Source organism: Bhargavaea cecembensis DSE10, assembly GCF_000348905.1.
Taxonomy (GTDB): Bacteria; Bacillota; Bacilli; order Bacillales_A; family Planococcaceae; genus Bhargavaea; species Bhargavaea cecembensis.
Window position 1 is genome coordinate 1 of record NZ_AOFT01000028.1, and the last position, 25950, is coordinate 25950.

The following is a 25950-nucleotide window of genomic DNA, read 5'->3' on the forward strand; positions in this document are numbered from 1 at the left end:
AAGGCCGTCTCCTTATGGAGGCGGTTTTTTTGTGCGTAATAAACAGTCCGCAGGACTGATTCCCGGAGCCGGGGCTGTCCGGAAACTCATATTCAGCACATGATATAGCAAACGGCACGGACGCCGGGAGACTCCTCGAAAATGCTTCGCATTTCCTTCGTGCGAGGCGGATTCGGGGAGGTTTTTCTGTCCTGCGGGAAAAACCGGGCTGTCGAGACCCGCTTTACGCGGGGCTCGGCGCCGGCCCGCGGTAAGCGACCAGAGTCCGTGCCGTTTGCTTTTTTTATCGCGTTAATGACTTATTAGACAGCCTCCTTTTACACGAGCGTTCCCCGACCGCTCTCCGACTGTCTGTAAATAAGTTTCGGATCTACATTAAAGGAGATTCATAGAAGAGAACCGCCTGCAGATCCTTCACACAACTGACAATAACCAGCGCATCCCGGATTCATATCTTTTGCCATCCGATACGCTCCCGCGGTAAGTTTAAAGTCAATGAGAGGAGTGGTGGGAAATGGCAGCAACCATCTATGATTTTGAAGTAGAACAGACAGACGGCACCAAAAAGGCACTCTCCGACTATGAGGGGCAGGTTGTCCTGATTGTGAATACGGCAAGCAAATGCGGGTTTGCAGACCAGTTTGACGGCCTCCAGGCACTTTATGAGGAATATCGGGACAAAGGCTTTACGGTTCTTGGTTTTCCGAGCGACCAGTTCATGAATCAGGAGTTCGACAATATCGATGAGACGATGGAATTCTGCAGAAGGAACTATGGTGTCTCATTCCCGATGTATGCAAAGGTCGACGTGAAAGGCGGAAAAGCGGATCCGCTTTTCCAGTACCTTACAAAGGAAACAAAGGGACTTCTAGGCGGAGAAGTAAAGTGGAATTTTACGAAGTTTCTCATCGGCCGGGACGGGCGTCCGATTGAACGCTATGCCCCGCAGACGAAGCCGGAAAAGATCCGCGGCGACATCAAGAATCAACTAAGCGAATAATGGGAATAATTTTACTTCCGGATGTTTCTTGACAGCCCAATTTCACGTTGATAACCTAACAATAATATTCAGCGATATGGGGGCGTAAAATCGACATGTGGGAGAACAAGTTTGCCAAAGAAGGCCTGACTTTTGACGATGTATTGCTTGTTCCGGCGGCATCGGAAGTGTTGCCGAAGGAAGTGGATCTTTCGGTTCAGCTGACGGATAAAATCAAGCTTAACCTCCCGATCATCAGTGCCGGAATGGACACGGTTACCGAAGCCAAGATGGCGATCTCCATGGCACGCCAGGGCGGCATCGGCGTCATCCACAAGAACATGAGCATCGAGGAACAGGCGGAGCAGGTGGAACAGGTCAAGCGCTCAGAAAACGGCGTCATCACGAATCCGTTTTATCTGACGCCCGAGCATCAGGTATTCGATGCCGAGCATCTCATGGGCAAATACCGGATCTCCGGCGTGCCGATTGTGAACAATGAAGAGGAACTGAAGCTGGTCGGCATTATCACGAACCGCGACATGCGGTTTATCGAAGATTATTCCGGACAGATCAGTGACTTCATGACCAAGGAGAATCTGGTGACCGCACCGGTCGGAACGACGCTTGCGGAAGCGGAAAAGATGCTCCAGAAGTACAAAATCGAAAAGCTCCCGATTGTTGATGAGGAAGGCATCCTGAAAGGTCTCATCACCATCAAGGACATCGAGAAGGTCATTGAGTTCCCGAAAGCGGCGAAAGATTACCAGGGCCGCCTTCTTGTCGGCGCCGCGGTCGGAGTAACCTCCGATACGATGGTTCGCCTTGAGAAGCTTGTCAAGGCGGAGGTTGACCTCATCGTTATTGATACGGCACATGGCCATTCCAAGGGTGTCATCGATACGGTCCGCCAGATCCGCGAAACTTATCCGGAACTGGATATCGTGGCAGGAAACGTTGCAACGGCAGAAGGCGCACGCGCCCTTTATGAAGCGGGCGCCGATGTCGTGAAAGTCGGCATCGGACCGGGATCGATCTGCACGACCCGTGTGGTGGCAGGCGTCGGTGTCCCTCAGATCACGGCCGTCTATGACTGCGCTACAGAAGCACGCAAGCATGGCAAGGCGATCATTGCTGACGGCGGCATCAAGTATTCCGGTGATATCGTCAAGGCACTTGCAGCAGGCGGACATGTTGTCATGCTGGGCAGCCTCCTTGCAGGCACGACCGAAAGCCCGGGCGAGACGGAAATCTTCCAGGGCCGCCGTTTCAAGGTATATCGCGGAATGGGATCTGTCGGGGCGATGGAACAGGGCTCCAAGGACCGCTACTTCCAGGAAGACGCGAAAAAGCTTGTACCGGAAGGAATCGAAGGCCGGCTGCCGTACAAAGGGCCTCTTGCTGATACGATTCACCAGCTGGTCGGCGGAATCCGCGCCGGCATGGGCTATGCGGGTGCGAAAGATCTGGAGTCGCTCCGTGAAGAGTCCCAGCTGATCCGCATGACGGGCGCCGGCCTCCGCGAAAGCCATCCTCACGATGTACAGATTACCAAAGAAGCACCCAACTATTCGTTGTAAACCTGACTTTCATGCCTTTCCGCTCTTCATTGGGCGGAAAGGCATTTTTTTCGGGAACCTGCAAGCGGCACAGCCTGTTCTATGATAAAATAAAGCGGTTGAAATAAGTTTTCGGAGGGACCACATTGAATTACATGTTTAAGAGAACACTCGCGATTCTCCTGGTCGTGCCTGTTCTTATGATGACCATATTTTCTGCGCCCGGCTCTGCTGATGCAGCAGAGGATCTTGGCCTGCGTGTAGACGCTGCGATCCTGGTCGATGCCGATACGGGCCAGATTCTCTACGGGAAAAACGAAGATGCGACGCTCGGCATCGCCAGCATGTCCAAAATGATGACGGAGTACCTGCTTTTTGAGGCGATTGAGGAAGGGCGGATCACCTGGGATCAGGAATATACCGTTTCGGACTATGCCTATGCCGTTTCGCAGGACCGTCGCCTGAGCAACGTCCCGCTCCGGAACGGTGAGAAATACACCATCCAGGAGCTGTACGAGGCGCTTGCCATCTACTCGGCAAACGGAGCCACGATCGGCATTGCGGAGACACTGGCCGGATCTGAAACCGAATTCATCAAGCTGATGAGCGAAAAAGCCGAAGAGCTCGGCCTGAAAGACTACAAGTTCGTCAACTCGACGGGCCTGAACAATTCCTATCTGCAGGGCATGCATCCGAAGGGCACGGGAGAAAATGACGAGAACGTCATGCCGGCGAAGTCGGTGGCGCTCCTCGCCTATCATCTCCTGAAGGACTATCCGGAAGTTCTCGAGACGACCAGCATCCCGAAGAAGGTGTTCCGCGAAGGAACGTCCGATGCCATCCAGATGGACAACTGGAACTTTATGCTGCCCGGCCTCGTGTATGAATATGAAGGCGTGGACGGCCTGAAAACAGGGACGACCGACCTTGCCGGCCATGCGTTCACGGGAACGGCCAAGCGCGGCGATACCCGCCTGATCGCAGTCGTCATGAAGGCGGTTGACGAAAACGGCAACGGCTCCTACAAGGCCCGCTTTGATGCAGCCCGCTCTTTGTTCGACTATGGTTTTAATCAGTTTGTGAAGGAAGAGATCCTGCCTGCAGACCATAAGTTCAAAGGAAATGAAACACTTCCCGTGAACAAGGGTGAGGAAAGTGAAGTCAAGATCGGCCTCAAGGAGCCGGTCACGATGCTTGTGAGATCCTCCGAGAAAGACAAGTACACGGCGGAATTCACCGCAGATGAATCCAAGCTGAAAAACGGTGAGCTGGAGGCGCCTGTCAAGGAAGGCACGGTCGTCGGCAAGGCGAATATCGTCCATGCCGACGGAGAGCCGGTTTACGGCAATGTGGACGGGACTCCTGCCTCGTTTGATGTCGTCACCAAGGAAAGCGTCGAAAAAGCGGGATGGTTCTCGCTGACGCTCCAGGCAATCGGCGACTTCTTCTCCGGAATCTGGGACAAGGCGACCGGATGGGTAAAGGGTCTGTTCTGATCCTCCTTCCCCGCTACATAAAAGACGGAACGGCCCGATCAGGCCGTTCCGTCTTTTTTGATTCCCCATGATTCCATCAGGAGGCAGATGGCTTCCGGGATATCTGTTTCGGGGATGCTGCCGAAGCCGAGCACAATCTCCGGCAGACCCTCTTCTTCCGTCCTGGCGATGGAGTAGGCGGCTGCAGACTGGACACGGATGCCGGCATCCGCTGCCAGCCGGACAAGCTCTCCGGCGCTTCTGGAGCTTTTGACGGTTAGGCGGAGGTGCATGCCCGCCTGGCTCTCTTCGTGGCTCACGGAGGCGGCATACGGTCCCAGTGCGGCGGTAAGGGCGATGTACTTGCGCCTGTACACTTTCCGCATCCGATTCAGGTGGCGTGAGAACGAGCCGTCCGCCATGAACCCTGCAAGCATCTGCTGGTCGAGCCGCGGCACGGTTGATGAATAAAGGGAAAACAGTTCGTCGTAGCGCTCCATGAGCGGTTCCGGAAGCACCATATAGGCAATCCGTAGTGAGGGCATGAGCGATTTCGAAAACGTGCTGAGGTAAAGGACGCGGCCGTGGCGGTCCATTCCCTGGAGTGCGGGCACCGGGATGCCGCCATAGCGGAATTCGCTGTCGTAGTCATCTTCAATGATGATGCGCCCCGGTTTTCCGGCCGCCCAGCCGAACAGACGGCTTCTGCGCTTGGCGGACAGGACAGCGCCTGTCGGAAACTGGTGTGCCGGCGTGACATAGACGGCATCCGCCGCCGATTCCTCCAGGATGCCGACGTCAATCCCTTCGCCGTCTACGGGGATGGGGACGGTCATCCGGTCGTTCTGGCGAAACAGGTGGTGCGTCAGGGGATAGCCCGGGTTTTCGACGGCGTACACCGTAAACGGCCCAAGCAGGCGGATGATGAGCGGCATCAGCTGTTCCGTTCCCGATCCGATGATGATCTGTTCGGGAGTGCAGCGGACGCCTCGGGAATGGTTCAGGTAAGTCGCGATCTCCCTGCGAAGCTCAGGATCACCGTGCGGATGGCCGAGAAGCAGAAATTCGGCCGATGCCGGATCGATGAGGTTCTTGGCCTGACGCCTCCACTCGTCAAAAGGGAAGGCCGCGGTGTCAATGCGGCCCGGGGAAAAGTCATGCCGGTATTCAACTTTCTTCTTCTGCGGGGAAGGGGCCGATTTCTGATCCTCGGCCGGCTGGGCATAAGGAAGTTCGCCGACATCCTGCACGTAAAACCCGCTTCTCGGCTTTGAGGTGATATACCCCTCTGCCAGAAGCTGCTCGTAGGCGAGCTCAACCGTCGTGTTGCTGACGCCGAGGTGTTCGGCGAACTTCCGCTTGGAAGGCAGCTTCGCACCGACTGTAAGCGAGCCCTCGAGTATCATGCGGCGGATCCCTTCATAAATCTGTGCGTAAATCGGATCCCCGCTGTCTCTCCGGATCGGGACAATGAGCATATGCATCACCTTTCTTAAAACTGACCTTACCAAGTCAGTCGGAACTGGATGTTTTAATATGGTCAAATCCCATTATACTTGAAATAGAAGACAGAACATAACAAAAAAGGGGAGACGATCAACATGCAATTCCAATATGGAGGCGTCATCATGGACGTCATCAATGCAGAACAGGCGAAAGTGGCGGAGGCGGCCGGAGCGGTCGCGGTCATGGCGCTGGAGCGCGTTCCGTCCGATATCCGTGCGGCAGGCGGTGTTGCGCGCATGGCGGACCCGCGAATCATCGAGGAAGTCAAGAGTGCGGTGTCAATCCCGGTCATGGCAAAGGCAAGGATCGGCCATATCTCGGAAGCGCGCGTACTCGAGGCACTGGGTATCGACTATATCGACGAAAGCGAGGTGCTGACGCCTGCAGACGAGGAGTTCCACCTTTTGAAAAGCAGCTTCAGCGTACCGTTCGTCTGCGGTGCACGTGATCTCGGGGAAGCCGCTCGCCGTCTCGGCGAAGGGGCGCAGATGCTCCGTACAAAAGGCGAGCCGGGGACCGGCAACATCGTCGAGGCGGTCCGTCACCTGAGAAAGGTAAACGCCCAGGTTACCCGCATTGTCCATATGAACGATGATGAGCTGATGGCGGAAGCCCGGGACCTCGGTGCACCGTACGATGTGCTTCTTGAAATCCGCGAGAAAAAGCGCCTGCCGGTGACCAACTATGCCGCGGGCGGGGTGGCGACGCCAGCAGATGCCGCACTTATGATGGAACTCGGCGCGGACGGTGTCTTTGTCGGATCCGGCATCTTCAAATCGGATAACCCGGAGAAGTTCGCGGAGGCCATTGTACAGGCGACACGGAACTATAAGGACTATGCGCTTATCGGCGAACTGTCCAAGGGAATCGGAACACCTATGAAAGGGCTTGAGATCGGCGCACTTGCAGCAGGCGAGCGGATGAGCGAGCGCGGCATCTGAGCCATATGGCACGGCCGGAAGAGATTTCTTCCGGCCGTTTGTTCTTTATAGGGAATTTCACCCTCCCGATCGGAAGAAATAAAAGAAAGAATTAATATTGGAAGACTTTGGGTGATAATTTCCTCACTGCATTACCATTTATTATGAAAAATAGATAGCACTGGACATAAGTGGAAATAGAGTTCAACAGCCTATTAAAACAATTCTGAACAGCCCTTATGATGAAGTCCTACCGTACATACGGAGACATCACATGATCAGGGGAGTGAAGAGGGAATGAACAAACGAAAGCTTGCAGGAATTGGAGCGGCAGCCATCATGGCGCTGTCACTCGCTGCGGGGCCGGCGTCGGCGGCCGGGCAGGGCGTAACCATCTCGAAAAACGAGGAACTGAACGTTCCGCACCTTGTTTCGGGAGAACTGACGAAACCATCCGCAAAGCCGGCGGCAGCCATCGTCCATGATTACCTGAAAAAAGAAAAGGGGCTGTTCGGCTACAGCGGGGAGGCGGCTTCCTCGTTTGAAGTCATCTCCGAGGAAAAGGATGAGCTCGGCTACACCCATGTCCGTCTCCAGCAAAAGCATATGGGGACACCGGTCTTCGGCTCTGTGCTGACCGCACATGTGGACAAAAACGGCGTGCTGACGGCTGTCTCCGGCACGGCAGTGCCAAACCTGGACAAGAAGTCGTCCCTTGCCGGCCAGAACAAAGTCACGAAGGCGGATGCCTACGGAATCGGCAAGGAAGCGGTCGAGAAAAAGCTGGGCGACAAGGTGGACAAGTTCGAGAACGAAGAGCGTCCGAAACTGGTCATTTATGCGCTGGACGGGGAGGCGCGGTATGCCTACCAGATGCGGTTTGAAGTCCTTGATCCGGCACCAGGGAATTTCCTTGTATTCGTCGATGCCAAGACAGGCGAAATCATCGAGAGCCTGAATGAGATGCATGAGGCCAAAGGCGGCAAGAATAAGGGCGGCACAGACGCGATCAGCGGCACAGTCGTGACCGGCTCCGGCACGGGCGTCCTCGGGGACTCCAAGACATTCAAGACGTTCAGCACGGCAGACGGCTACTATCTGTTTGACGGCACGCGAGGAAACGGCATCTACACGTATGACGGACGGAACCAGACACGCATCCCGGGATCCCTATGGCTGGATGCGGACAACCGCTTTAATACTTCCTATGACCGGGCAGCGGTCGACGCCCATACCTACGCCGCATGGACATACGACTATTTCCGGAATGTCCATAACCGCAACAGCTATGACAATGCGGGTGCGGAACTTGTATCGACCGTGCACTACGGACGCAGCTACAACAACGCAGGATGGACAGGTTCCCAGATGGTTTACGGCGACGGGGACGGCTATAACTTCCGTGCATTCTCAGGCTCGCTCGACGTGGTCGCCCACGAACTGACGCATGCCGTCACCGACTTCACGGCAGATCTGATCTACCAGAACGAGTCGGGTGCAATCAACGAGTCGATGTCGGATATTTTCGGGACGCTTACCGAGTACCACTTCAACAACAACCCGGACTGGCTGATGGGCGAGGATATCTATACGCCGGGCACACCGGGGGATGCGCTCCGCTCGATGGCGGACCCGACACTTGCCGGAGACCCGGACCATTACTCCAAGCGCTACACGGGCACGCAGGATAACGGCGGCGTGCACATCAACTCCGGCATCGGCAACAAGATGGCCTATCTCCTCGCAAACGGCGGCACGCACTACGGCGTGAAGGTCAACGGCGTGGGCAATGACAAAGTCGGCAAAATCATGTACCGCACGCTCACGCAGTACCTGACGCCGACGTCGAACTACAGCCATTTCCGCGCCTCGGCCGTACGCGCGGCAACCGACCTGTACGGTTCGTCCAGCGCGGAAGTCGCTTCCGTGAAACAGGCGTTCAGCGCAGTCGGCGTCTATTGAGTCCCGCTTGCCATTTCCCCCTGTTTATAGTACAGTGAGGATAATTTCACACTTGAGACGATGAGGGGAAGCAGTAGCGGGAAACGCCTTTTTCAGAGAGCCGGCGGGTGGTGCGAGCCGGCAGGGGCGTCCGTGAATCCGTCCCTGAGCAGCCGGGCTGAACCAAGCAGTAGGCCCGGCCGGCACATGGACCGTTATTCCATTGAGCGGGCCGCGATCTGCGGCCAATCAGGGTGGCAACGCGGGTGGCTCTCGTCCCTTTTTATAGGGGACGGGGGCTTTTTATGTGCCCGGATTTCCCTCATCGCCGGACAATGAATGATAGGAGGCGGCCAACATGCTGGACATCAAGTATGTAAGGGCTCATTACGAAGAAGTCAAAGAGAAACTGTCAAAACGCGGGGAGGACCTGGCAGATTTTGAACGGTTCGGCGACCTGGATACACGGCGCCGTGAGCTGATCACGCAGGTTGAGGAACTGAAGGCAGAGCGGAACGAGTCGTCCCAGAAAATCGCCGAGATGAAGCGCAACAAGGAAAACGCAGACGAGGCGATCAGGAAGACACGCGAGCTCGGCGACCGCATCAAGGAACTGGACGCAGAGCTGAGTAACGTCGAGGAAGACCTGAACTACATCATGATGCGCGTGCCGAACATCCCGCACGAAAGTGTGCCGGTCGGCGAAAGCGAAGACGATAACGTCGAAGTGCGCAAGTGGGGCGAACTGCCGGAATTCGGCTTCGAAGCGAAACCTCACTGGGAAGTCGGCACGGATCTCGGCATCCTCGACTTCGAACGTGCCGCGAAGACGACGGGAAGCCGGTTTGTGTTCTATAAGGGCGCAGGGGCAAAGCTTGAGCGGGCACTTGCCGCATTTATGCTCGACCTCCATACGGAAGAGCACGGCTATGAAGAGATGCTGACGCCTTACATGGTCAACCGCGCAAGCCTGACCGGTACCGGGCAGCTGCCGAAGTTCGAAGAGGATGCGTTCCTCATCGAAGAGGAAGACTATTTCCTGATCCCGACGGCGGAAGTTCCGGTGACGAACTTCCACCGCGACGAGATCCTGAACGGGGCTCACCTGCCTCATGCCTATGCGGCGTACAGCGCGTGCTTCCGTTCGGAAGCGGGCTCTGCCGGCCGTGATACCCGCGGACTCATCAGGATGCACCAGTTTAACAAGGTTGAGCTCGTCCACTTCGCCAAGCCGGAAGAATCGTATGAAACGCTCGAGAAGCTGACCGGCCATGCGGAGAAGGTGCTGCAGCTTCTTGGACTCCCGTACCGTGTCCTCAAGATGTGCACCGCAGACCTCGGCTTCACCGCCGCGAAAAAGTACGACATCGAAGTATGGATCCCGACACAGGGCGTCTACCGGGAGATCTCGTCCTGCTCGAACTTCGAGGACTTCCAGGCGCGCCGCGCGAATATCCGCTTCCGCCGCGAACAGGGCGCGAAGCCTGAATTTGTCCATACGCTAAACGGCAGCGGACTTGCCATCGGCCGCACCGTTGCCGCCATCCTCGAAAACTACCAGCAGGAAGACGGTTCGGTGATTATCCCTGAAGCACTCCGTCCTTACATGGGCGGCAAAGAGAAAATCGAAGCGAAATAACGGAAATCCCCGCAGTCCTTTTAGGAGGCTGCGGGGATTTTTAACTGTTCTGCTTATGGAAAAGGGCTAATATCAGGCATGATTGAATCTAATATTAGGGTGGTCAAGTGCAGGGGAGCCAAAATGGGTTCCATTCCGTTCCAAGCTCCGTCTTATTCCCCTTGTTCCGACTCCAGTGCCCTCCGCGCCTGCTTTTCGGCTTTCCTGCGTTTGCGGATGCCCCGGAAAAAGTTTGTGAGAAGGGCGCCGCATTCATCGGCGAGCACCCCTTCGGTGACATCGCACCGGTGGTTAAAACGGGGGTCGTCGAGCAGCCGGTAGAGCGAATCGACGCAGCCTGCCTTCGGGTCGCGCGCCCCGTAGACCACCCGCGGGATGCGGGACTGCAGGATGGCGCCTGCGCACATCGGGCAAGGCTCAAGGGTGACATAAAGGACAGTGTCTTCCAGACGCCAGCTGCCGGTTTTCCGGCACGCCTCGGTGATGGCCGCAAGTTCTGCGTGGGCGGTCGCTTCCTGGTCCCGCTCACGGAGATTGTGCGAGGCGGCGATCACTTTGCCGTCCCGGACGATTACGGCCCCGATCGGGACTTCACCGATCGCCTCGGCTTTTTTTGCCTCCAGGATGGCTTGCCCCATGAACTGAAGGTCTTGCTCGGACGCCCCGGCGCCATTCGTTAACGGTTCGTTCGTGTCCATCCCGGAACCTCCTGAACAACTGAATTTCCCCCTAGTGTATCACGCTTTTCCGTTTCCCGGCATATGATGGACCGGACTGCCCAAGGAGGGAAACCAATGATTCATGTTGTCAGGCAGGGGGATAGCCTCTATACGATCGCCCGGCAGTACGGGGTGCCGGCGGCAGACATCGCTTCAGCCAACGAACTGCCGGATCCTGATGTCCTCGTCATCGGCCAGGCGCTGGTCATTCCCCAGACGCCGCCAGCCGATCGGCCGGAAATCACTGTGAACGGCTACGCGGAATGGTACACACAGACACCGCCCGCCTCTCTGATCCAGGAAATCCGGAAAAGGGAAGGGCTCCTGACCTATGTCATGCCGGCGGGCTACGAGGTCCGGCGGGACGGCTCGCTTGTCCTATTTGACTGGGGAGGAATCGAAGAAGCGGCGGAAGCCGCGGGTGCCGCGACGGCAATCGTCGTCATGAACCTGGAGGAGGGCGCATTCAGCCAGGAAATCGCAGAGGCGATTTTCGCAAGCGAGGCCGCGCAGGACCGCCTTATTGGAGAAATCAATACACTCGTCCGGGAAAAAGGGGCAAAAGATGTCCATATGGACTTTGAATACCTTGGACGGGAGAACCGGGACGCATACACGGCGTTTCTCCGGAAACTGAAGGGCCAGCTGGATGAGGGGGTTACACTGTCGGTCGCCCTTGCGCCAAAGACGAGCGCCGACCAGCCGGGCGTCTGGTATGAGGGGCATGACTACGGGGCAATCGGCGGCATCGCGGATTTTGTCGTTGTCATGACGTATGAATGGGGATACAGCGGCGGTCCTCCGATGGCCGTGTCGCCGATCGGGCCCGTCCGTGACGTTCTCGAGTTTGCCGTTAGCGTCATCCAGCCAAGCAAGATTCTCATGGGCCAGAACCTGTACGGATATGACTGGACGCTGCCGTTCGAGCCGGGGAACCCGCCGGCACAGGGACTGAGCCCGCAGGCTGCCCTCGTGCGGGCCAGGGAACGCAATGCCGCGATCCAGTACGACGAGACATCACAGGCGCCGTTTTTCAATTACTGGCGGGACGGCAAGGAGCATGTCGTCTGGTTTGAGGATGCCCGCTCCATCAAGGCAAAATTCGACCTGATCAAGGAATTGGGCCTCATGGGCATTTCCTATTGGCATTTGTCATTCCCGTTCCCGCAAAATTGGCGACTGCTCGACGAAATGTTCCACGTGAAACAGCTTTGAGCCGGCATCCATCTTCTACCGGAGATGGACCCGGTTTTTTTTCGTATGCCCGTCCGGCCGCCTGTGATAAAATGAAGTGTCAACTCAAGAAAGGGAGGGAATCCGGATGCATGTTCCGTTTATCGCGGTCGAAGGGCCGATCGGTGTCGGCAAGACGTCGCTCGCCAGCGAAATCGCGGAAACGCACCGATTCCGGCTGCTGAAGGAAATCGTGGATGAAAATCCGTTCCTCAATAAATTCTACGAAGACATCGACGAATGGAGTTTCCAGACAGAGATGTTCTTCTTGTGCAACCGGTATAAACAGCTCAGTGACATTAAGAAGGTGCTGGATGACCGCCAGCCCGTCGTCGCGGATTATCATATTTTCAAGAATCTCATCTTCGCCGGAAGAACGCTGAAGCCCGGCGAGTATGCAAAATACGAGCAGATCTACAGTATCCTGACGCAGGATATGCCAATGCCGAATGTCATCGTCTACCTCCATGCGGGGCTGGACACACTGATGAAGCGCATCGCCATGAGGGGCCGGGATTTCGAGAAAAACATGGACCCGGAATACATGAAGCAGCTGTCGGCGGACTATGAGGTCTTCATCGACCGGTTCGAGGCCGCGCATCCGGAAATTCCGGTGCTGCGATTTAGCGGAGACAAGTATGACTTTGTCCATAATGCGGAGGACAGAACGTACATATTGGATCAGATCGACCAGGTGATCGGAAAGGAAGTCACAGAATGAACCTCAGAGAAAAATACAACATCCCGAAGCATGCCGTCATCACGGTTGCCGGGACGGTCGGCGTCGGGAAGTCCACGATGACCCGTTCGCTTGCCGAAGCGCTGAATTTCCGTACCTCTTACGAGAAAGTGGATTCCAACCCTTATCTCGAACGCTTCTATGATGACTTCGAGAAATGGGCCTTCCATCTCCAGGTGTATTTCCTCGCGGAGCGCTTCAAAGAGCAGAAGCGGATGTTCGAATATGGCGGCGGGTTTGTCCAGGACCGGTCGATCTATGAGGACACCGGCATCTTCGCCCGCATGCACTACGAGAAGGGGACGATGGATCCCGTCGACTACGGCACCTATACCGAACTGTTCGAGGCGATGGTCATGACGCCATACTTCCCTCACCCGGACCTGCTGATCTACCTGGAAGGGTCATTCGACCATATCCTCGAGCGGATCAAGGAGCGCGGACGGCCGATGGAACAGGCGACGCCGGTTGCCTACTGGGAAGAAATGTACGAGCGGTATACCCGGTGGATCGACTCGTTCAGCGCCTGCCCGGTCCTCCGCCTCGATATCAAGGACTATGATCTCCTGAAGGATCCGGACGCGACAGAAGATATCGTGGAGCGCATGGCCTTCTTCATGAAGCAGGCCAACCTGCTGGAGAAGTAATACAGAAAAGCACCGCCCGACCGGATTTAACCGGAAGGGCGGTGCTTTTTGTTTTTCGGTTCAAAAGGTATGGGCGTGTGCAGGGACGAAGAATTCGTTGTACACCGCACGGAGCGCCTTTTTCTCGTCTTCTTTTTTCACGCCAAAGACGATGGATACTTCCGAAGAACCCTGGTTGATCATCTCGATGTTCGTGCCGGAGCCGGCAAGCGCCATTGCGGCGCGGGCGGCAAGGCCCTTGGAATAGCGCATCGTCTCGCCGACAAGCACGATCATCGAGTAGTCGGAGCTGATATGGGCGTCATCCACTTTCAGTTCGTCAAAGCAGCGCTTCAAGATCCGTTCTTCCTTTTCAGGGGTCAGGAACTTGTTCCGGATGATGACGGACATGTTGTCGATCCCGGTCGGGGTGTGCTCGAAGGAAATCTGCTCGTCTTCAAGAATGCCGAGCAGGCGGCGGCCAAAGCCCATTTCCCGGTTCATCAGATACTTGTCGACATACAGGGTGCTGAAGCCGCTGTCCGCCGCGATGCCGATGACCGGCTGGGTTTTGCATTCGCGTTCCTTGACGATCAGCGTCCCGGGCGCTGCCGGGTTGTTCGTGTTTTTGATGTTGACGGGCACGGAATGGTTAAATGCCGGCATGAGGGATTCATCATGCAGGACAGTGAATCCGTTGTAAGCAAGTTCCCGCATCTCCCGGTAAGTCATTTTGCCGATCAGTGCCGGATTGTCGACGACATTCGGATTGGCGGCGAAGACGCCGTCCACATCGGTGAAGTTCTCATACATGTCGGCACCGGTCGATGCCGCAAGGATCGCACCCGTGATATCGGATCCGCCGCGGCCGAACGTGCAGAGGACGCCGTCTTTCGTATAGCCGAAAAAGCCGGGAAAGACGATGACACGGGTTTCTTCCTTCAATTTAGAAAGGCGGACGTAAGATTCCGTATCTGCCATGCCGTCTCCTGCAGGCCCCTCAACGATGAGGCCGGCCTCTTTCGGCGACTTGTAGACCGCTTCGATGCCGATCTGGTTCAGATAGGCCGCGATGAGCCGTGCATTGTTGTCCTCGCCCGCGGCCTTCATCAGGTCCATGAAGCGGCCTGCATGCGGCCGGTCCGCAGCAAGCCGGGAGCGGAGATCTTCCTCGACTGTTGAGACGAATTCCCCGCCGATACCGAGTCCTTCCGCGATCAGGCTGAACCGGCCCACCACTTCCGCAAGAAGCGGTTCGGTGTCTTTATTGTCCAGGGCAGCGTCCGCCAGGCGGATCAGCATGTCGGTCACTTTCCGGTCTTCCGGATACCGCTTCCCGGGAGCCGAGACGACGACGATCCGACGGGAGCGGTCGGATGAGATGATGCCGGCGACTTTCATAATCTGTTCCGCCGACGCGACCGAAGTACCACCAAATTTACACACTTTCATCTCATCAGATCCTATCTCTTTAAATTTCATTTCATAACAGAATGAATTGTTTTAAAATATAGTACGGAGGGGTTGTTTCTGTCAACCTCCGGGACTATAATGTCCTTATACAGTGAACATATGTTTTTTCATAGTGTACATTCATCCGGAGGTGGCGTCAACATGGAAACCAACAACAAATCTGCGAAGCGCTGGAAGGGCCTGATCGAGGAATACCGGGAGTGGCTGCCGGTTACGGAAGACACGCCTTCCCTCACCTTGCAGGAAGGGAACACGCCGCTGATCCGGCTGGACAATCTTTCCCGGGAGTGGGACATCGACCTGTATGTGAAGACCGAGGGCGCCAACCCGACGGGCTCTTTTAAGGACCGCGGGATGGTCATGGCGGTCGCCAAGGCAAAGGAAGAGGGCAAGTCTGCCCTGATCTGTGCGTCAACAGGAAATACGTCGGCTTCTGCGGCTGCATACGGCGCGCGTGCCGGCATGCGCACAGTCGTCGTCATCCCTGAAGGAAAGATCGCGCTCGGAAAGCTTGCGCAGGCGAAGATGTACGGAGCGGAAATCCTTGAAATCGAAGGGAACTTCGATGAAGCGCTCCGCATGGTGCGGGAAACGGGGGGCGATGACATTGCAGTCGTGAACTCTGTCAATCCGTACCGCCTGGAGGGCCAGAAGACGATTGCATTCGAGGCAATCGAGCAGCTCGGCAAAGTGCCGGATGTGTTCGCGCTCCCGGTCGGCAACGCAGGAAACATTTCAGCTGCCTGGAAAGGGTTCAAGGAGTATTCCGAAAAGCGGGGCACGGACCGTCCGCAGCTCCTCGGCGTACAGGCAGCCGGCGCAGCCCCGATTGTCAACGGAGCGCCTGTCGAGCAGCCGGAGACAATTGCGACGGCCATCCGCATCGGAAACCCGGCCAGCTGGCAGCTGGCTGAGGCGGCGCTCGCAGAGTCGAACGGGAATATTCTCGCCGTGACAGACGATGAGATCCTCGAAGCCTATAAGCTGATCGCATCGCGTGAAGGGGTGTTCGCTGAACCGGCATCGTGCGCGACGATCGCCGGCATCAAGAAGCAGCTGGAGTCCGGCGGCCTGAAGCGGGGCGCGACTGTTGTAGGCGTCCTGACAGGAAACGGTCTGAAGGACCCGGACACCGCAATCCTGGCCAACGAGGACAGCAGGCCGATCACACAGGAAGAGTTCGAGACATTCATCAGCGGCATCAAGGCGGAGGCCCGCTGATGGGCCGGCCGACGCTCGCCATCCGGGTGCCGGCCACGACGGCGAACCTGGGGCCAGGATTTGACTGCGCGGCGCTTGCACTCGCACTTTATATGGAAGTGGAGGCGGAAAAGGCCGCTGCATGGGAAGTGATCTATGAAGGGGAAGAATATGCGGGTCTTGCCGGCGGGGAGGAAAACCTGATCGTCCGGACGATGCAGGAAACCGCACGGCGGGCCGGAGTGGAGGCGGAGCCCTGCAGGCTCACCGTGCACTCGGAGATCCCGCTCGGCAAGGGGCTTGGAAGCAGTGCGACCGCCGTCGCAGCAGGAATCGAGGCGGCGGACCATCTGTACGGGCTAGGACTGGCTATGGACGAGAAGGTCAGGATCGGCAGTGACATCGAGGGCCATGCCGATAATGTTGTCGCGGCGATCATGGGAGGCGCGGTGTTTTCCCATTACTGTGACGGCGAAGTGGAGACGGTCCATATCCCGGATCCGGATGTCGGGGCGGTGGTCCTCGTCCCGGACCGCCCGCTTGCGACGGAGGAGTCCCGGGGCCTTCTCCCTGAAAGCCTGCGGTACGCAGATGCGGTCTGCGGCAGTGCGGCCAACGGCGTGATGGCGGCGGCAATCGCCATCGGTAACTGGAAACTTGCCGGACGGATGATGGAGCGGGACGTGTTCCATGAGCCGTATCGGACTCAGCTGTTCCCGGATTTCGAGAAGATCCGCCGGTTTGCCCGTGAAGCCGGCGCATACGGCACGGCCGTCAGCGGTGCGGGTCCGTCAATATTCGTACTGACAGAATCCGGCGCGGAAAAATCGATCGCGGAGCGGCTTGCCGGAGAGTTCCCGGCATACCGTCCGATTGCCTTGCGGGCCTCGTCCGCCGGCGCCGCTGCCATCACCGTGTAAACACGAACGGAGGACCTGGAAATGCTGCTCTACTTTTGATCATCCGCTCTTTTTACCCACTAAAAAAGAGAAGGAGCGGATCCGATTGAAATTGGAATACAGAACAAATCTTGAAGGAATCACAACCGGCATGCTTGAAGGCTTTTTTGTGGGATGGCCGGACCCGCCGTCGGAGGATGCCCATCTGCGGCTTCTCCGGAACAGCAGCCACAGGGTGGTGGCCGTTGACCGGGAAGCCGGCCGGGTCGCCGGGTTCATCACCGCCGTGAGCGATGGCGTCCTGTCCGCCTATATTCCGCTTTTGGAAGTGCTGCCCGGGTACCAGGGGGCCGGCATCGGACAGGAGCTTGTGCGCAGGCTGACCGGTGAATTGGACCATCTCTACATGATCGACGTCTGCTGTGATGATGATGTGGTGCCATTTTATGAACGGTTCGGCATGTATCGCACAAATGGCATGATCCTCCGGAATTATGACCGTCAGTCGGGAAACTAAATAGAAATCAAAAGGAGCAGGTCCCCTTGAGCGGGAACTGCTCCTTTTATGATTCCGTGGGAACGGTCTTCGTGCGGACTTTGAGTTTCTCGGTCGAACGGGCCGGCCCGATGACACGGTCTGCAAGCCTGCGGCAGTTTTCATGGTCAAAGTACTGAAAGTATTCTCCGGACTTTCCGTAGAACGGATTCGTGTTCTCACCGGCCGTGATGCGGTCAAGAAGTCCGGTCACATCCTGCAGGCTCCTTGCCTTGTAGCCGTAGAGTTCGCCGTCGAGGTCAAGATAGGTGCCGCGGTGCTTTTCCATCTCTTCCTGGTCAAACATATAGAAGATGATCGGCTTGTTCTGATAGAGGAAATCCCATGACACGCTTGTATAGTCTGTCAGGAGCATGTCGGCCCGGACAACTTCATCTTTGATGGAGATTTCATCAAAAGAATAAAAACGGATCCGCTCCGATCCGGGAAAGCCTTTGAAAAACCGCTCGAACCGTTTCATGAAGGGGTGTAGCGCAACCTTCACGTTCAGCCCGCGCTCCCGGACCATCTGAAGAAATGCCGTGTCGTTCAGCATGCCGGTCGTCCGCCTGAAGTACTCGCTTTCCATGAATTCCTCATCGGACAGGCCGAACAGCCACTCCCGCCAGGTCATCATGACAAGAATATTCCGTACTTCCGAAGAGGGGCTGTCCGGCTTGAGACGGTCAAAACGGGCCATGCCGGTCGTGACCAGCTTTTCCTCGGGGACTCCCCATCCGTATTGCTTGATGCGCTTCTCATAGGGAGAGGCGCAGTTAAAATAATCGGTCCGCCTGAGCAGCGGCCTGTCTTCCGGAAGGATCAGGATCTTTTTGAATCCCTCGATGCCGTGGCTGATATGGGTCATTACTGTCTTTTTGTTGAGGTGGACATACCGGTCGATGCCGGGTGCGATGTCATAGAGGAGGGAATGACCGTGGAATGTATACGCAGCCCGGAAAAACAGCAGGTAATTTCTGAAGGTGCCGAGGGGAATGGCGTTCGGAATCCCTTCCCTCCGGACGTAGTCGGTTGAAGGGTCATACATCCAGTAAACGTCCAGGTCCGGCCGCTCCCGGACCAGATAGTCATGAAAGACCGAGGCGTTGTCTTCGTATTTCTCGCCCAGATTGCCTCCGACCAGAACGATTTCCCGTTTCGGGCGGGGCAGAAAGGCGGCAAGCGCCCGCGCTGCCGCCACCTTTACTGCCACTTCTGCAGGCCGATACCATTTTTCCTGTTTCAACCCCATAACATCCCGCCTTTCTCTCTATTACTCTTAATATTACCTTAACATTACCCGTTTCTCTCTTTTTCTACTTCACACTACCTTTACATTACCCAGTTTTAATCGAAACATGCCAGAATTTGTTTAGCTTTTGGTGAAGTAGGGTATACCAAATTACTACTCTGCGTTTTTCAGAGGGGAGATTAGTAGGAAAGGGGTTGTCCATCTGATTATGTGCAAGAAAGTATTGTTTATTTCAGACCATGGAGATCCTCTGGCGAAATTGGGAGGAAAGCAATCGGGCGGACAGAACAACTACGTGCGCCAGCTTGCGGAGGCCCTTGCCGGACGCGGATTGTCGATCGATGTTGTCACTCATTGGAGCGCCCCGGACACACCGCAGGTTGAGCGGTTCGGCGGTTCCTGCCGGGTGATCCGGATTGCGGCCGGCCGCAATGAATTCGTGCCGAAGTCCGAGATGCTGGAACTTCTTCCCGCCTTCTATAAAGAGATGAAAGCGATCATCGACCTGAACGCCTATGACGTTGTCCATACCCATTATTGGCTTTCGGGCCTGCTGGGCCTCAGGATCCGGAATGATTACGGAACACGGATCGTCCACACTTCCCATTCGCTCGGAATTGCCAAAGCAAAGGCGACCGGACAGGTGGAAGAGGCACGGCTGAGGGCAGAAAAAGAGATCCTCGGACGGGCAGACCGCGTAATTGCCACGACACCGACTGAAAAAGATATGATCCTGGACTTTGCCGGCATGCGCTCAAGCGTGTCAGTGGTCTCGATCGGAGTCGGCCGGTCTTTTGAACAGGCGTCTTCAGCCGCAGTCAAAGGCGAATCGCCCCTGTTCGTCTATGCCGGCCGGTTCGAGCAGACAAAGGGCATCCTGACACTACTGCGCGCATTTCGGCTCTTTCTCCGGCAAGGAAGGGATGCAAGGCTCATTCTGGCAGGCGGGGCCACAGAGGACATCGACCCGAAAAGCGGGCTCCCGATGAAGGCTCGCCTTCGCGCTGCAGTTGCCGGAATGGAGAACCGCGTCACATTCCTTGGTCCGCTCGGACAGCGGGAACTTGCCGACCTGTTCTGTCACGCAACAGCGGTCATTGTTCCGTCTTACTATGAATCGTTCGGCATGGTGGCCGCGGAGGCCCAGGCCTGCGGTACGCCTGTGATCGCTTCCGAAGTCGGCGGGCTCCAGGACGTCGTCCAGGACGGCCGGACCGGCCTTCTCGTCTCGGCCAAAAACCCGGCGGAACTGTCCCGCGGCATGAGGCGCATTGCCGGGGATCCGGAATTTGCGGGCCGCCTGGGCAGGCAGGCTCTGGAGCGCGCGAGAAACGTATTTAACTGGTCGGCAATCGCTGCCGATATTCATGAAATCTACGAGGTGTTGTACCGTGCAGAAGATCCGGTATCTGTTGGCGACTGACCTGGACGGCACATTTGTCGGGGACGAGGCGGGCCTCCGCGAACTGCTCGATTACTATGATTCCCTGCCCGACCGGGTTGCTCTTGCCTATGTGACGGGGCGCCACCGGGCATCTGCCATGGAACTCATCCGCGGGGAAGAGCTGCCGGTTCCGGATATCCTTATCACCGATGTCGGTACGTCCGTCTTTGCCGGTCCGGAGCTTGCGGAAGATCCCGGCTGGAGCCGGCGGATGACGGAGAACTGGGAACCTCAGACAGTGCGGCGGATTGCGGGGAAGATTCCCGGCATCCGGCTGCAGGACCTTCCCGACACAAGACGGGTCTCCTTCTTTTCCGAAGGCGGTGAGCCTGCCGAAAAGCTGAGGCAGGCCCTTTTGGAGGAAGGTGTTCCGCATACGTATGTTTTCAGCTCCGGGCGGGATGTGGATATTCTGCCCGAAGGCGGCGGGAAGGGGGAAGCGCTCCGCTACGTGATCGGCAAGTTTGCGGACGGGGATGCCCGCATCCTGATCGCGGGGGATTCCGGAAATGACCTTGACATGCTCATGCTCGGCTATCCGGCGGTGATGGTCTCGAATGCCCAGCCGGAACTTTTGGAAGCGGAGGGCCATGACGCCCTTTTCCGGGCCACCCGCCCGTGTGCGGGGGGGATCCTTGAGGCTTGGATGCACTTCTACGGGAACACCGCGGATATAAAAGGATGATAGAAAGCCTGCCCGTGATCGGCAGGCTCTTTCCATGTTCACAGACAGGCTGCGTCATGAATAAGATAGCCCATTAGAAACGTTTGGGGTGGAGATTCTGTGAGAAGGTATCACTTTCCGGGTCCCTGCATGGCGGGACTGCAGCCTGTCGGCTTTATGGCCGTCCCGATGATGCCCGTACAGATGCCGGGAGCGGGGAGGCAGATGATTTCTGCTGAAGCCGCCAAGCTAAAAGCCGATATGAGGCTTCTTTGGGAACAGCACATTGCCTGGACGCGGATGACCATCATCAGCCTTGTCTTTGATCTGCCGGATACCGAATTCACGGTTTCGCGGCTGCTCCGGAATGCGGAAGACATGGGGAACGCGATCAAGCCGTATTACGGAGAGCAGGCAGGGGAACAGTTTGCCTCGCTCATCAGGGAGCATCTCACCATCGCTGCCGATCTGGTGAAGGCGGCCAAAGCCGGAGAAACGGAAAAGGCGGAACAGATTGAACGGGACTGGTACAGGAACGCGGACGAAATCGTGGACTTTCTCAGTAAAGCGAATCCGTATATCGGCAAGGAAGATATCAAGGCGATGTTTTACGAACACCTTGCCCTGACCAAACTCGAGGCGGTCTGTATGATCGTGGAGAATTTTGAGCTGGAGGTCGAAGTCTATGACCGCATTGAGTCGGCCGCCCTCCAAATGTCCGACATGATCTCGGATGCGATCATCCGGCAGTTCGGACTATAAGAACGAAAAAGCCGCCGGCATCGGGTGCCGGCGGCTTTATTTGTGCATGAGTTTCGGTTCTTTTAAATTTTCAATCATATATCAGGAGAAAAAATCGCTGCAGAAGCAACGGATTTTTTCTATCTCAACTTTATGCGCGTGTTTGTGAAATGGCGGAGGAGGAGGGATTCGAACCCCCGCGCGGTGTTACCCGCCTCTCGGTTTTCAAGACCGACCCCTTCAGCCAGACTTGGGTACTCCTCCATGTCACGGAAATAATTTATCACGATGCGTTCCCTGTGTCAACGGAGATGAAAGGTGTGGGTTGATTTTTTTCTCCGCAGGTCGTATAATAAATCTCGCCGTGCTAGGTGGGAAGGTAGCGGTGTCCTGTAACCCGCAATCCGCTCCAGCGGGACTGAATCCCTTTCCGAGGCCGCTTGTCATGCAAGGCCTGCCTTCTGCACGTAGTGAAGACGTTTGGGTCCTGCGCAATGGGACCCCACGAACCATGTCAGGTCCGGAAGGAAGCAGCATTAAGTGGGTAAACCCATGTGCCGCGGGGCAGCCTAAACCGAGCCAACGACAGGAGTAACGCTTGTGTGCATCGGTCGAAGAAAGGTGCACGGCATTTTCATAGACATGTAATCGGCCCGTCCGGATGAGGACGGGCCTTTTGTGTGCCCGAAAATTTTCCCGGATCCGGAAAGGAAAACTCTCCGGCGGAACCTGGAGAAGATCGAGGCGCGGGGGACACCCGTATGGTATAATTGAGACATATGAAATTGTGTCCGGAAGGAGGGGAGTTGCACATGTATCAGGCGTTCTACAGGGCCTACAGGCCGCAGACATTCGGAGAGATGAGCGGGCAGCAGCACGTCAGGCGGACGCTGCAGAATGCCCTCCTCCAGGACAAGACGACCCATGCCTACCTGTTTTCGGGTCCGCGGGGAACCGGGAAGACAAGTACGGCAAAAATCTTTGCAAAGGCGTTGAACTGCGTCAAGGCACCGACGGACGAGCCGTGCAACGAATGCGACTCCTGCCGCGGAATCACGGACGGCTCGGACACGGACGTCATCGAGTTTGACGCGGCCTCCAACTCCCGTGTCGAAGAGATCCGGGAGATTATCGAGAAAGTTCGTTTCGCCCCGTCCCATTCCCGTTTTAAAGTGTATATCATCGATGAGGTGCACATGCTCTCCAACAGCGCCTTCAATGCCCTTCTGAAGACGCTCGAGGAGCCGCCGGCACATGTCGTCTTTATCCTGGCGACGACGGAGCCGCACAAGCTTCCGCCGACCATCATTTCGCGCTGCCAGCGCTTCGACTTCAAACCGCTTTCCCGGGCGGACCTGAAGGATCGCATGGAGCAGGTACTGGATGATAGCGGAATTCCGTATGAGGAACCGGCGCTGAAGGTTATCGCACAGGCAGCCGCGGGCGGCATGCGGGATGCGCTCAGCATGCTTGACCAGGCCGTGTCGTTTGGCGGCGATGATGTCACGGCGGATGATGCCGTGATGGTCACCGGCTCGATCGGCGAAGAATTGTTCCGTGAAATTGCCGAGGCGCTTTCCGGCAAGGATGCCGCGGCTGCGCTGTCGCTTCTGGAGCGGCTCGTATCCGAAGGAAAGGATGTGGTCCGGCTCACGGAGGATCTGATCACGTTCTTCCGCGATCTTCTGGTCATGAAGGCGGCGCCGGGCATGCCGGACCTGCTTGAAATCATCTCTGAGCCGGATGGGTTCATGCCGCTTTCGGAGTCACTGCCTGAAGGACGGCTGTATGCGTTCATCAGCATCCTGTCCGAAACCCAGCAGGAAATGCGGTTCTCAAACCACGCGAAGGTGTATCTGGAGGCAGCCTTCCTCCGGATGATCCAGGCGGACGGAACACCCGTCTCCGCTGCGGGACCCGCTTCTGCCGGTGCAGGCGGAGAGGTGGAGGAACTGCAGCGCCAGGTCAGCCGGCTCGAGCAGACGGTATCCGACCTGACGCGACGCCTCCAGCAGGGTATCCCTGCAGCTGCCGAAAGCCCGTCGCCGGAGCGGCGCCGGCCTGCACCCAAGTCCAAAAATGGATTCCAGGTGCAGGAAGGCCGCATCCGGGATGTGCTGGCCAATGCCACGAAAGAGGATATCCGGTCGATTAAATCGAACTGGGCATCCATCCTTAGCGACATGCAGAAATCACAGGCGGCACTTCTGAATGATGCCGAGCCGGTAGCGGCGTCGGACAAGGCGTTTGTGTTAAAATTCAAATATGCAATTCACTGCGGCATGGCCGCAAGCAACCCGGAGTTCCTGGCTTCGCTTTCCCAGGGGCTGTCGGCACGGGCAGGCAAGGCGTATGATGTCGTGTTCGTGCCGGAGGAAGACTGGCTGAAGATCCGGGAAGCGTTTATCCGGGAGAACGGACTCCAAAAGCCGTCTTCCGGGGAAAACAGGCAAGAGCCCGGAAATCCGGATGAAGAAGCGGCGGAAGAGGCGCTTGCCTTCCTGGAGGAGGCAGGTGCCCCCGTGCAGGATCCGCTTGTCGGGGAAGCCGAGAAGCTGTTCGGCAAGGAAGCCGTCAACGTGTATGATGACTGAGCATTATTTATATTGAGGAGGAAATACGATGCGTGGTATGGGCAATATGCAAGGCATGATGAAACAGATGCAGAAGATGCAGAAGCAGATGGCGGAAGCACAGGAAGAACTCGGCGAAAAGCGCCTCGAAGGCACAGCAGGGGGCGGCATGGTCAAAGTGGTCGTCTCCGGCCACAAGGAAGTGCTGGAAGTGACGGTCGATCCGTCCGTTGCAGATCCCGAAGATGTGGAGATGCTGCAGGACCTGATCGTCATCGCAACCAACGATGCACTGAAGCAGGCCGATGAACTGACCAACTCGACAATGGGCCAGTTCACGAAGGGCCTCAACCTCCCGGGTATGTTCTGAGATTTCCGTCGAGCGGACGGGCCGGCACGCGATATGCGGCGGCCCGTCTCTTATATTTCATGAGGAGGATGGAACCAGATTGCATTATCCTGAACCGATTTCCAAGCTGATCGACAGCTTTATGAAGCTGCCGGGGATCGGGCCGAAGACGGCCGCCCGGCTCGCTTTTCATGTATTGGATATGAAAGAGGACACAGTGCTTGAATTCTCGAAGGCGCTTGTCGACGCAAAGCGCGACCTGACATTCTGTTCCGTCTGCGGGCACATCACGGACACGGATCCGTGCCGGATCTGCAAGGACGAATCGCGAAACCGTTCGATGGTCTGCGTCGTCCAGGAGCCGAAGGACGTCATCGCCATGGAGAAAATGCGCGACTTCAACGGTCTGTACCATGTTCTTCACGGCGCAATATCGCCGATGGACGGTATCGGTCCGGAAGACATCAATATTCCGGATCTGCTGAAGCGCCTCCAGGACGAGACTGTGCAGGAAGTGATCCTCGCCACCAACCCGACGATCGAAGGGGAAGCGACGGCCATGTACATCTCCCGGCTCATCAAGCCGTCCGGCATCCGTACGACACGTATTGCACACGGGCTTCCTGTCGGCGGCGATCTTGAATATGCGGATGAAGTCACGCTGTCCAAGGCGCTCGAGGGCCGCAGGGAACTCTGATATCCAGGAAAGAAGGAGTGGCACCGGATGTTCGGCCGGAGGAAGAAACTAAAGCGTGAGTATGACGAACGCCTGATCCGGCTCATCAAAGAAACACATGATGAATGGATGCAGGCAAAGGAGATTGAGCGCCAGGCTTCGCGCTTCGACGACGAAGGCATCGCCCGCACGCAGCGTCTGATGGCTGAGGCCAGGCATTTCTATCTATATAAAGAGGCGAGAAGGCGCAACATCTCCCTCAAGCAGTGACGGATGGCCCCGGCCGCCGTCTTTTTTTGAATAGGGGAGAACTTGAAGGCATACAGTGGATACGGAGTGAAAAACGGAAAAAGGATGGGATCGGTTTGAAACTTGCCATCGGCATTGCGGCTGGACTGTTCATTCTCCTCGTCCTGGTCCGCAACAAGCGGATCCTTTATACAGTCGCGGAAAAACTGTCCGTCTTCTGGTTCCGGCTTGCCGCAGCTTTCCTGGTCCTGTTCCTCCTGAACGTCGGTCTGGGTCTCCTCGGATTTTTTGTCCCGGTGAATCTGATGTCCGGGCTCATGATTGCCATACTGGGCATTCCCGGCGTTGCGTCGGTCTGCGCGCTCTCCGTCCTTTTATAGGAGGAAGAGCGGAATTGCAGATCGGCGCTTGACTTTTATCCGAGACCGGCGTATATTGGGGAAGTCGCTTTTTTCGGGGCGAAAAAGAAATGAAAAAGTTGATTGTTTCTTGTTGACACCCGGAACGAGGCGTGGTATTATAATTAAGCTGTCGCAGAGAGATGCACCGCGGCGAGCAC

General features: G+C 56.7%; 24 protein-coding genes, 1 tRNA gene, 1 other RNA gene and 1 other annotated feature. Of the genes, 21 read left to right on the top strand and 5 right to left on the bottom strand.

All coding sequences use genetic code 11. The features are described 5' to 3' along the window. Nucleotides 1-514 precede the first annotated feature (514 nt). The 3 genes from C772_RS15530 (at nt 515) to C772_RS15540 (ending at nt 4034) form a co-directional block, all read left to right on the top strand. A complete protein-coding gene (locus C772_RS15530) occupies nt 515-1000 on the top strand; it encodes a glutathione peroxidase (RefSeq protein ID WP_008301492.1) in 486 nt (161 codons plus the stop codon). Nucleotides 1001-1095: 95 nt separating this feature from the next. Continuing rightward, nucleotides 1096-2559, top strand: a complete 1464-nt coding sequence (guaB, locus tag C772_RS15535; protein ID WP_008301493.1) for an IMP dehydrogenase — start codon at nt 1096-1098, stop codon at nt 2557-2559. Nucleotides 2560-2684: 125 nt separating this feature from the next. Continuing rightward, a complete protein-coding gene (locus tag C772_RS15540) occupies nt 2685-4034 on the top strand; it encodes a serine hydrolase (RefSeq protein ID WP_008301494.1) in 1350 nt (449 codons plus the stop codon). A gap of 38 nt (nt 4035-4072) precedes the next feature. Here C772_RS15540 and pdxR read toward each other — a convergent pair whose 3' ends face one another. Beyond that, a complete protein-coding gene (pdxR, locus tag C772_RS15545; RefSeq protein WP_035002683.1) occupies nt 4073-5497 on the bottom strand; it encodes a MocR-like pyridoxine biosynthesis transcription factor PdxR in 1425 nt (474 codons plus the stop codon). A gap of 117 nt (nt 5498-5614) precedes the next feature. Between pdxR and pdxS the strand changes: the two genes are divergently transcribed. The 3 genes from pdxS (at nt 5615) to serS (ending at nt 10019) form a co-directional block, all read left to right on the top strand. Continuing rightward, the gene (gene pdxS / locus C772_RS15550; protein ID WP_008301496.1) at nt 5615-6460 is read left to right on the top strand and encodes a pyridoxal 5'-phosphate synthase lyase subunit PdxS; all 846 of its coding nucleotides are present in this window, start codon (nt 5615-5617) and stop codon (nt 6458-6460) included. 276 nt (nt 6461-6736) lie between these two features. Further along, nucleotides 6737-8401 (top strand): M4 family metallopeptidase, encoded by a 1665-nt coding sequence (locus C772_RS15555; protein ID WP_008301497.1) that lies wholly within the window; start codon nt 6737-6739, stop codon nt 8399-8401. A 51-nt stretch (nt 8402-8452) separates the two neighbouring features. Beyond that, nucleotides 8453-8664: a binding site (T-box leader), on the top strand. A 74-nt stretch (nt 8665-8738) separates the two neighbouring features. Then, nucleotides 8739-10019 carry a serine--tRNA ligase gene (gene serS, locus C772_RS15560; protein ID WP_008301498.1) on the top strand — a complete coding sequence of 427 codons (1281 nt, stop codon included), beginning with the start codon at nt 8739-8741 and terminating at the stop codon, nt 10017-10019. Between the two features lie 152 nt (nt 10020-10171). On the opposite strand, the gene tadA is transcribed toward serS, so the two are convergent. Next, entirely contained in the window at nt 10172-10717 is a 546-nt protein-coding gene (tadA, locus tag C772_RS15565) for a tRNA adenosine(34) deaminase TadA (RefSeq protein ID WP_008301499.1), read from the bottom strand. A gap of 96 nt (nt 10718-10813) precedes the next feature. Here tadA and C772_RS15570 point away from each other — a divergent pair, with 96 nt between their 5' ends. The 3 genes from C772_RS15570 (at nt 10814) to C772_RS15580 (ending at nt 13357) form a co-directional block, all read left to right on the top strand. Next, nucleotides 10814-11953 carry a glycosyl hydrolase family 18 protein gene (locus C772_RS15570; RefSeq protein ID WP_008301501.1) on the top strand — a complete coding sequence of 380 codons (1140 nt, stop codon included), beginning with the start codon at nt 10814-10816 and terminating at the stop codon, nt 11951-11953. A gap of 106 nt (nt 11954-12059) precedes the next feature. Further along, on the top strand, nt 12060-12692 hold the full coding sequence (locus C772_RS15575; RefSeq protein ID WP_008301503.1) for a deoxynucleoside kinase: 633 nt from the start codon (nt 12060-12062) through the stop codon (nt 12690-12692). Further along, entirely contained in the window at nt 12689-13357 is a 669-nt protein-coding gene (locus tag C772_RS15580; RefSeq protein WP_008301504.1) for a deoxynucleoside kinase, read from the top strand. The genes C772_RS15575 and C772_RS15580 overlap by 4 nt, the downstream gene beginning before the upstream one ends. A 60-nt stretch (nt 13358-13417) precedes the next feature. Here the strand turns inward: C772_RS15580 and C772_RS15585 are convergent, their stop codons facing one another. Next, nucleotides 13418-14788, bottom strand: a complete 1371-nt coding sequence (locus C772_RS15585; protein WP_008301506.1) for an aspartate kinase — start codon at nt 14786-14788, stop codon at nt 13418-13420. A 162-nt stretch (nt 14789-14950) separates the two neighbouring features. Between C772_RS15585 and thrC the strand changes: the two genes are divergently transcribed. From thrC to C772_RS15600, 3 genes are all read left to right on the top strand, one after another. Continuing rightward, nucleotides 14951-16030 carry a threonine synthase gene (gene thrC, locus C772_RS15590; RefSeq protein ID WP_008301508.1) on the top strand — a complete coding sequence of 360 codons (1080 nt, stop codon included), beginning with the start codon at nt 14951-14953 and terminating at the stop codon, nt 16028-16030. Beyond that, on the top strand, nt 16030-16929 hold the full coding sequence (gene thrB, locus C772_RS15595; protein WP_008301510.1) for a homoserine kinase: 900 nt from the start codon (nt 16030-16032) through the stop codon (nt 16927-16929). The genes thrC and thrB overlap by 1 nt, the downstream gene beginning before the upstream one ends. Before the next feature lie 91 nt (nt 16930-17020). Next, nucleotides 17021-17425: a GNAT family N-acetyltransferase gene (locus C772_RS15600; RefSeq protein WP_035002700.1), complete on the top strand. Its 405-nt coding sequence runs from the start codon at nt 17021-17023 to the stop codon at nt 17423-17425. Between the two features lie 46 nt (nt 17426-17471). On the opposite strand, the gene C772_RS15605 is transcribed toward C772_RS15600, so the two are convergent. Beyond that, nucleotides 17472-18695, bottom strand: a complete 1224-nt coding sequence (locus C772_RS15605) for a CDP-glycerol glycerophosphotransferase family protein (protein ID WP_008301512.1) — start codon at nt 18693-18695, stop codon at nt 17472-17474. Between the two features lie 208 nt (nt 18696-18903). Between C772_RS15605 and C772_RS15610 the strand changes: the two genes are divergently transcribed. The 3 genes from C772_RS15610 to C772_RS15620 all read left to right on the top strand — a co-directional run bounded on the left by C772_RS15610 (nt 18904) and on the right by C772_RS15620 (nt 21565). Beyond that, on the top strand, nt 18904-20118 hold the full coding sequence (locus C772_RS15610) for a glycosyltransferase (protein WP_035002693.1): 1215 nt from the start codon (nt 18904-18906) through the stop codon (nt 20116-20118). Further along, entirely contained in the window at nt 20087-20824 is a 738-nt protein-coding gene (locus C772_RS15615) for an HAD-IIB family hydrolase (RefSeq protein ID WP_008301514.1), read from the top strand. Before C772_RS15610 ends, C772_RS15615 begins: the two co-directional genes overlap by 32 nt. Nucleotides 20825-20923: 99 nt before the next feature. After that, entirely contained in the window at nt 20924-21565 is a 642-nt protein-coding gene (locus C772_RS15620) for a hypothetical protein (protein ID WP_008301515.1), read from the top strand. 150 nt (nt 21566-21715) lie between these two features. On the opposite strand, the gene C772_RS15625 is transcribed toward C772_RS15620, so the two are convergent. After that, a tRNA-Ser gene (locus C772_RS15625) sits at nt 21716-21808 on the bottom strand. A 98-nt stretch (nt 21809-21906) separates the two neighbouring features. On the opposite strand from C772_RS15625, the gene ffs reads away from it, so the two are divergent. The 6 genes from ffs to C772_RS15650 all read left to right on the top strand — a co-directional run bounded on the left by ffs (nt 21907) and on the right by C772_RS15650 (nt 25771). Then, an RNA gene (gene ffs / locus C772_RS16460) (signal recognition particle sRNA large type) lies at nt 21907-22173 on the top strand. Between the two features lie 183 nt (nt 22174-22356). After that, the gene (dnaX, locus tag C772_RS15630) at nt 22357-24138 is read left to right on the top strand and encodes a DNA polymerase III subunit gamma/tau (protein ID WP_008301517.1); all 1782 of its coding nucleotides are present in this window, start codon (nt 22357-22359) and stop codon (nt 24136-24138) included. Nucleotides 24139-24166: 28 nt separating this feature from the next. Next, complete coding sequence (locus tag C772_RS15635; RefSeq protein ID WP_008301519.1) at nt 24167-24487, top strand: YbaB/EbfC family nucleoid-associated protein; 321 nt, start codon at nt 24167-24169, stop codon at nt 24485-24487. A 79-nt stretch (nt 24488-24566) separates the two neighbouring features. After that, entirely contained in the window at nt 24567-25163 is a 597-nt protein-coding gene (gene recR, locus C772_RS15640) for a recombination mediator RecR (protein ID WP_008301521.1), read from the top strand. Between the two features lie 27 nt (nt 25164-25190). Beyond that, nucleotides 25191-25412 (top strand): YaaL family protein, encoded by a 222-nt coding sequence (locus tag C772_RS15645; RefSeq protein ID WP_008301522.1) that lies wholly within the window; start codon nt 25191-25193, stop codon nt 25410-25412. A gap of 95 nt (nt 25413-25507) precedes the next feature. After that, the gene (locus tag C772_RS15650) at nt 25508-25771 is read left to right on the top strand and encodes a pro-sigmaK processing inhibitor BofA family protein (protein WP_008301523.1); all 264 of its coding nucleotides are present in this window, start codon (nt 25508-25510) and stop codon (nt 25769-25771) included. The last annotated feature ends 179 nt before the right edge of the window (nt 25772-25950 follow it).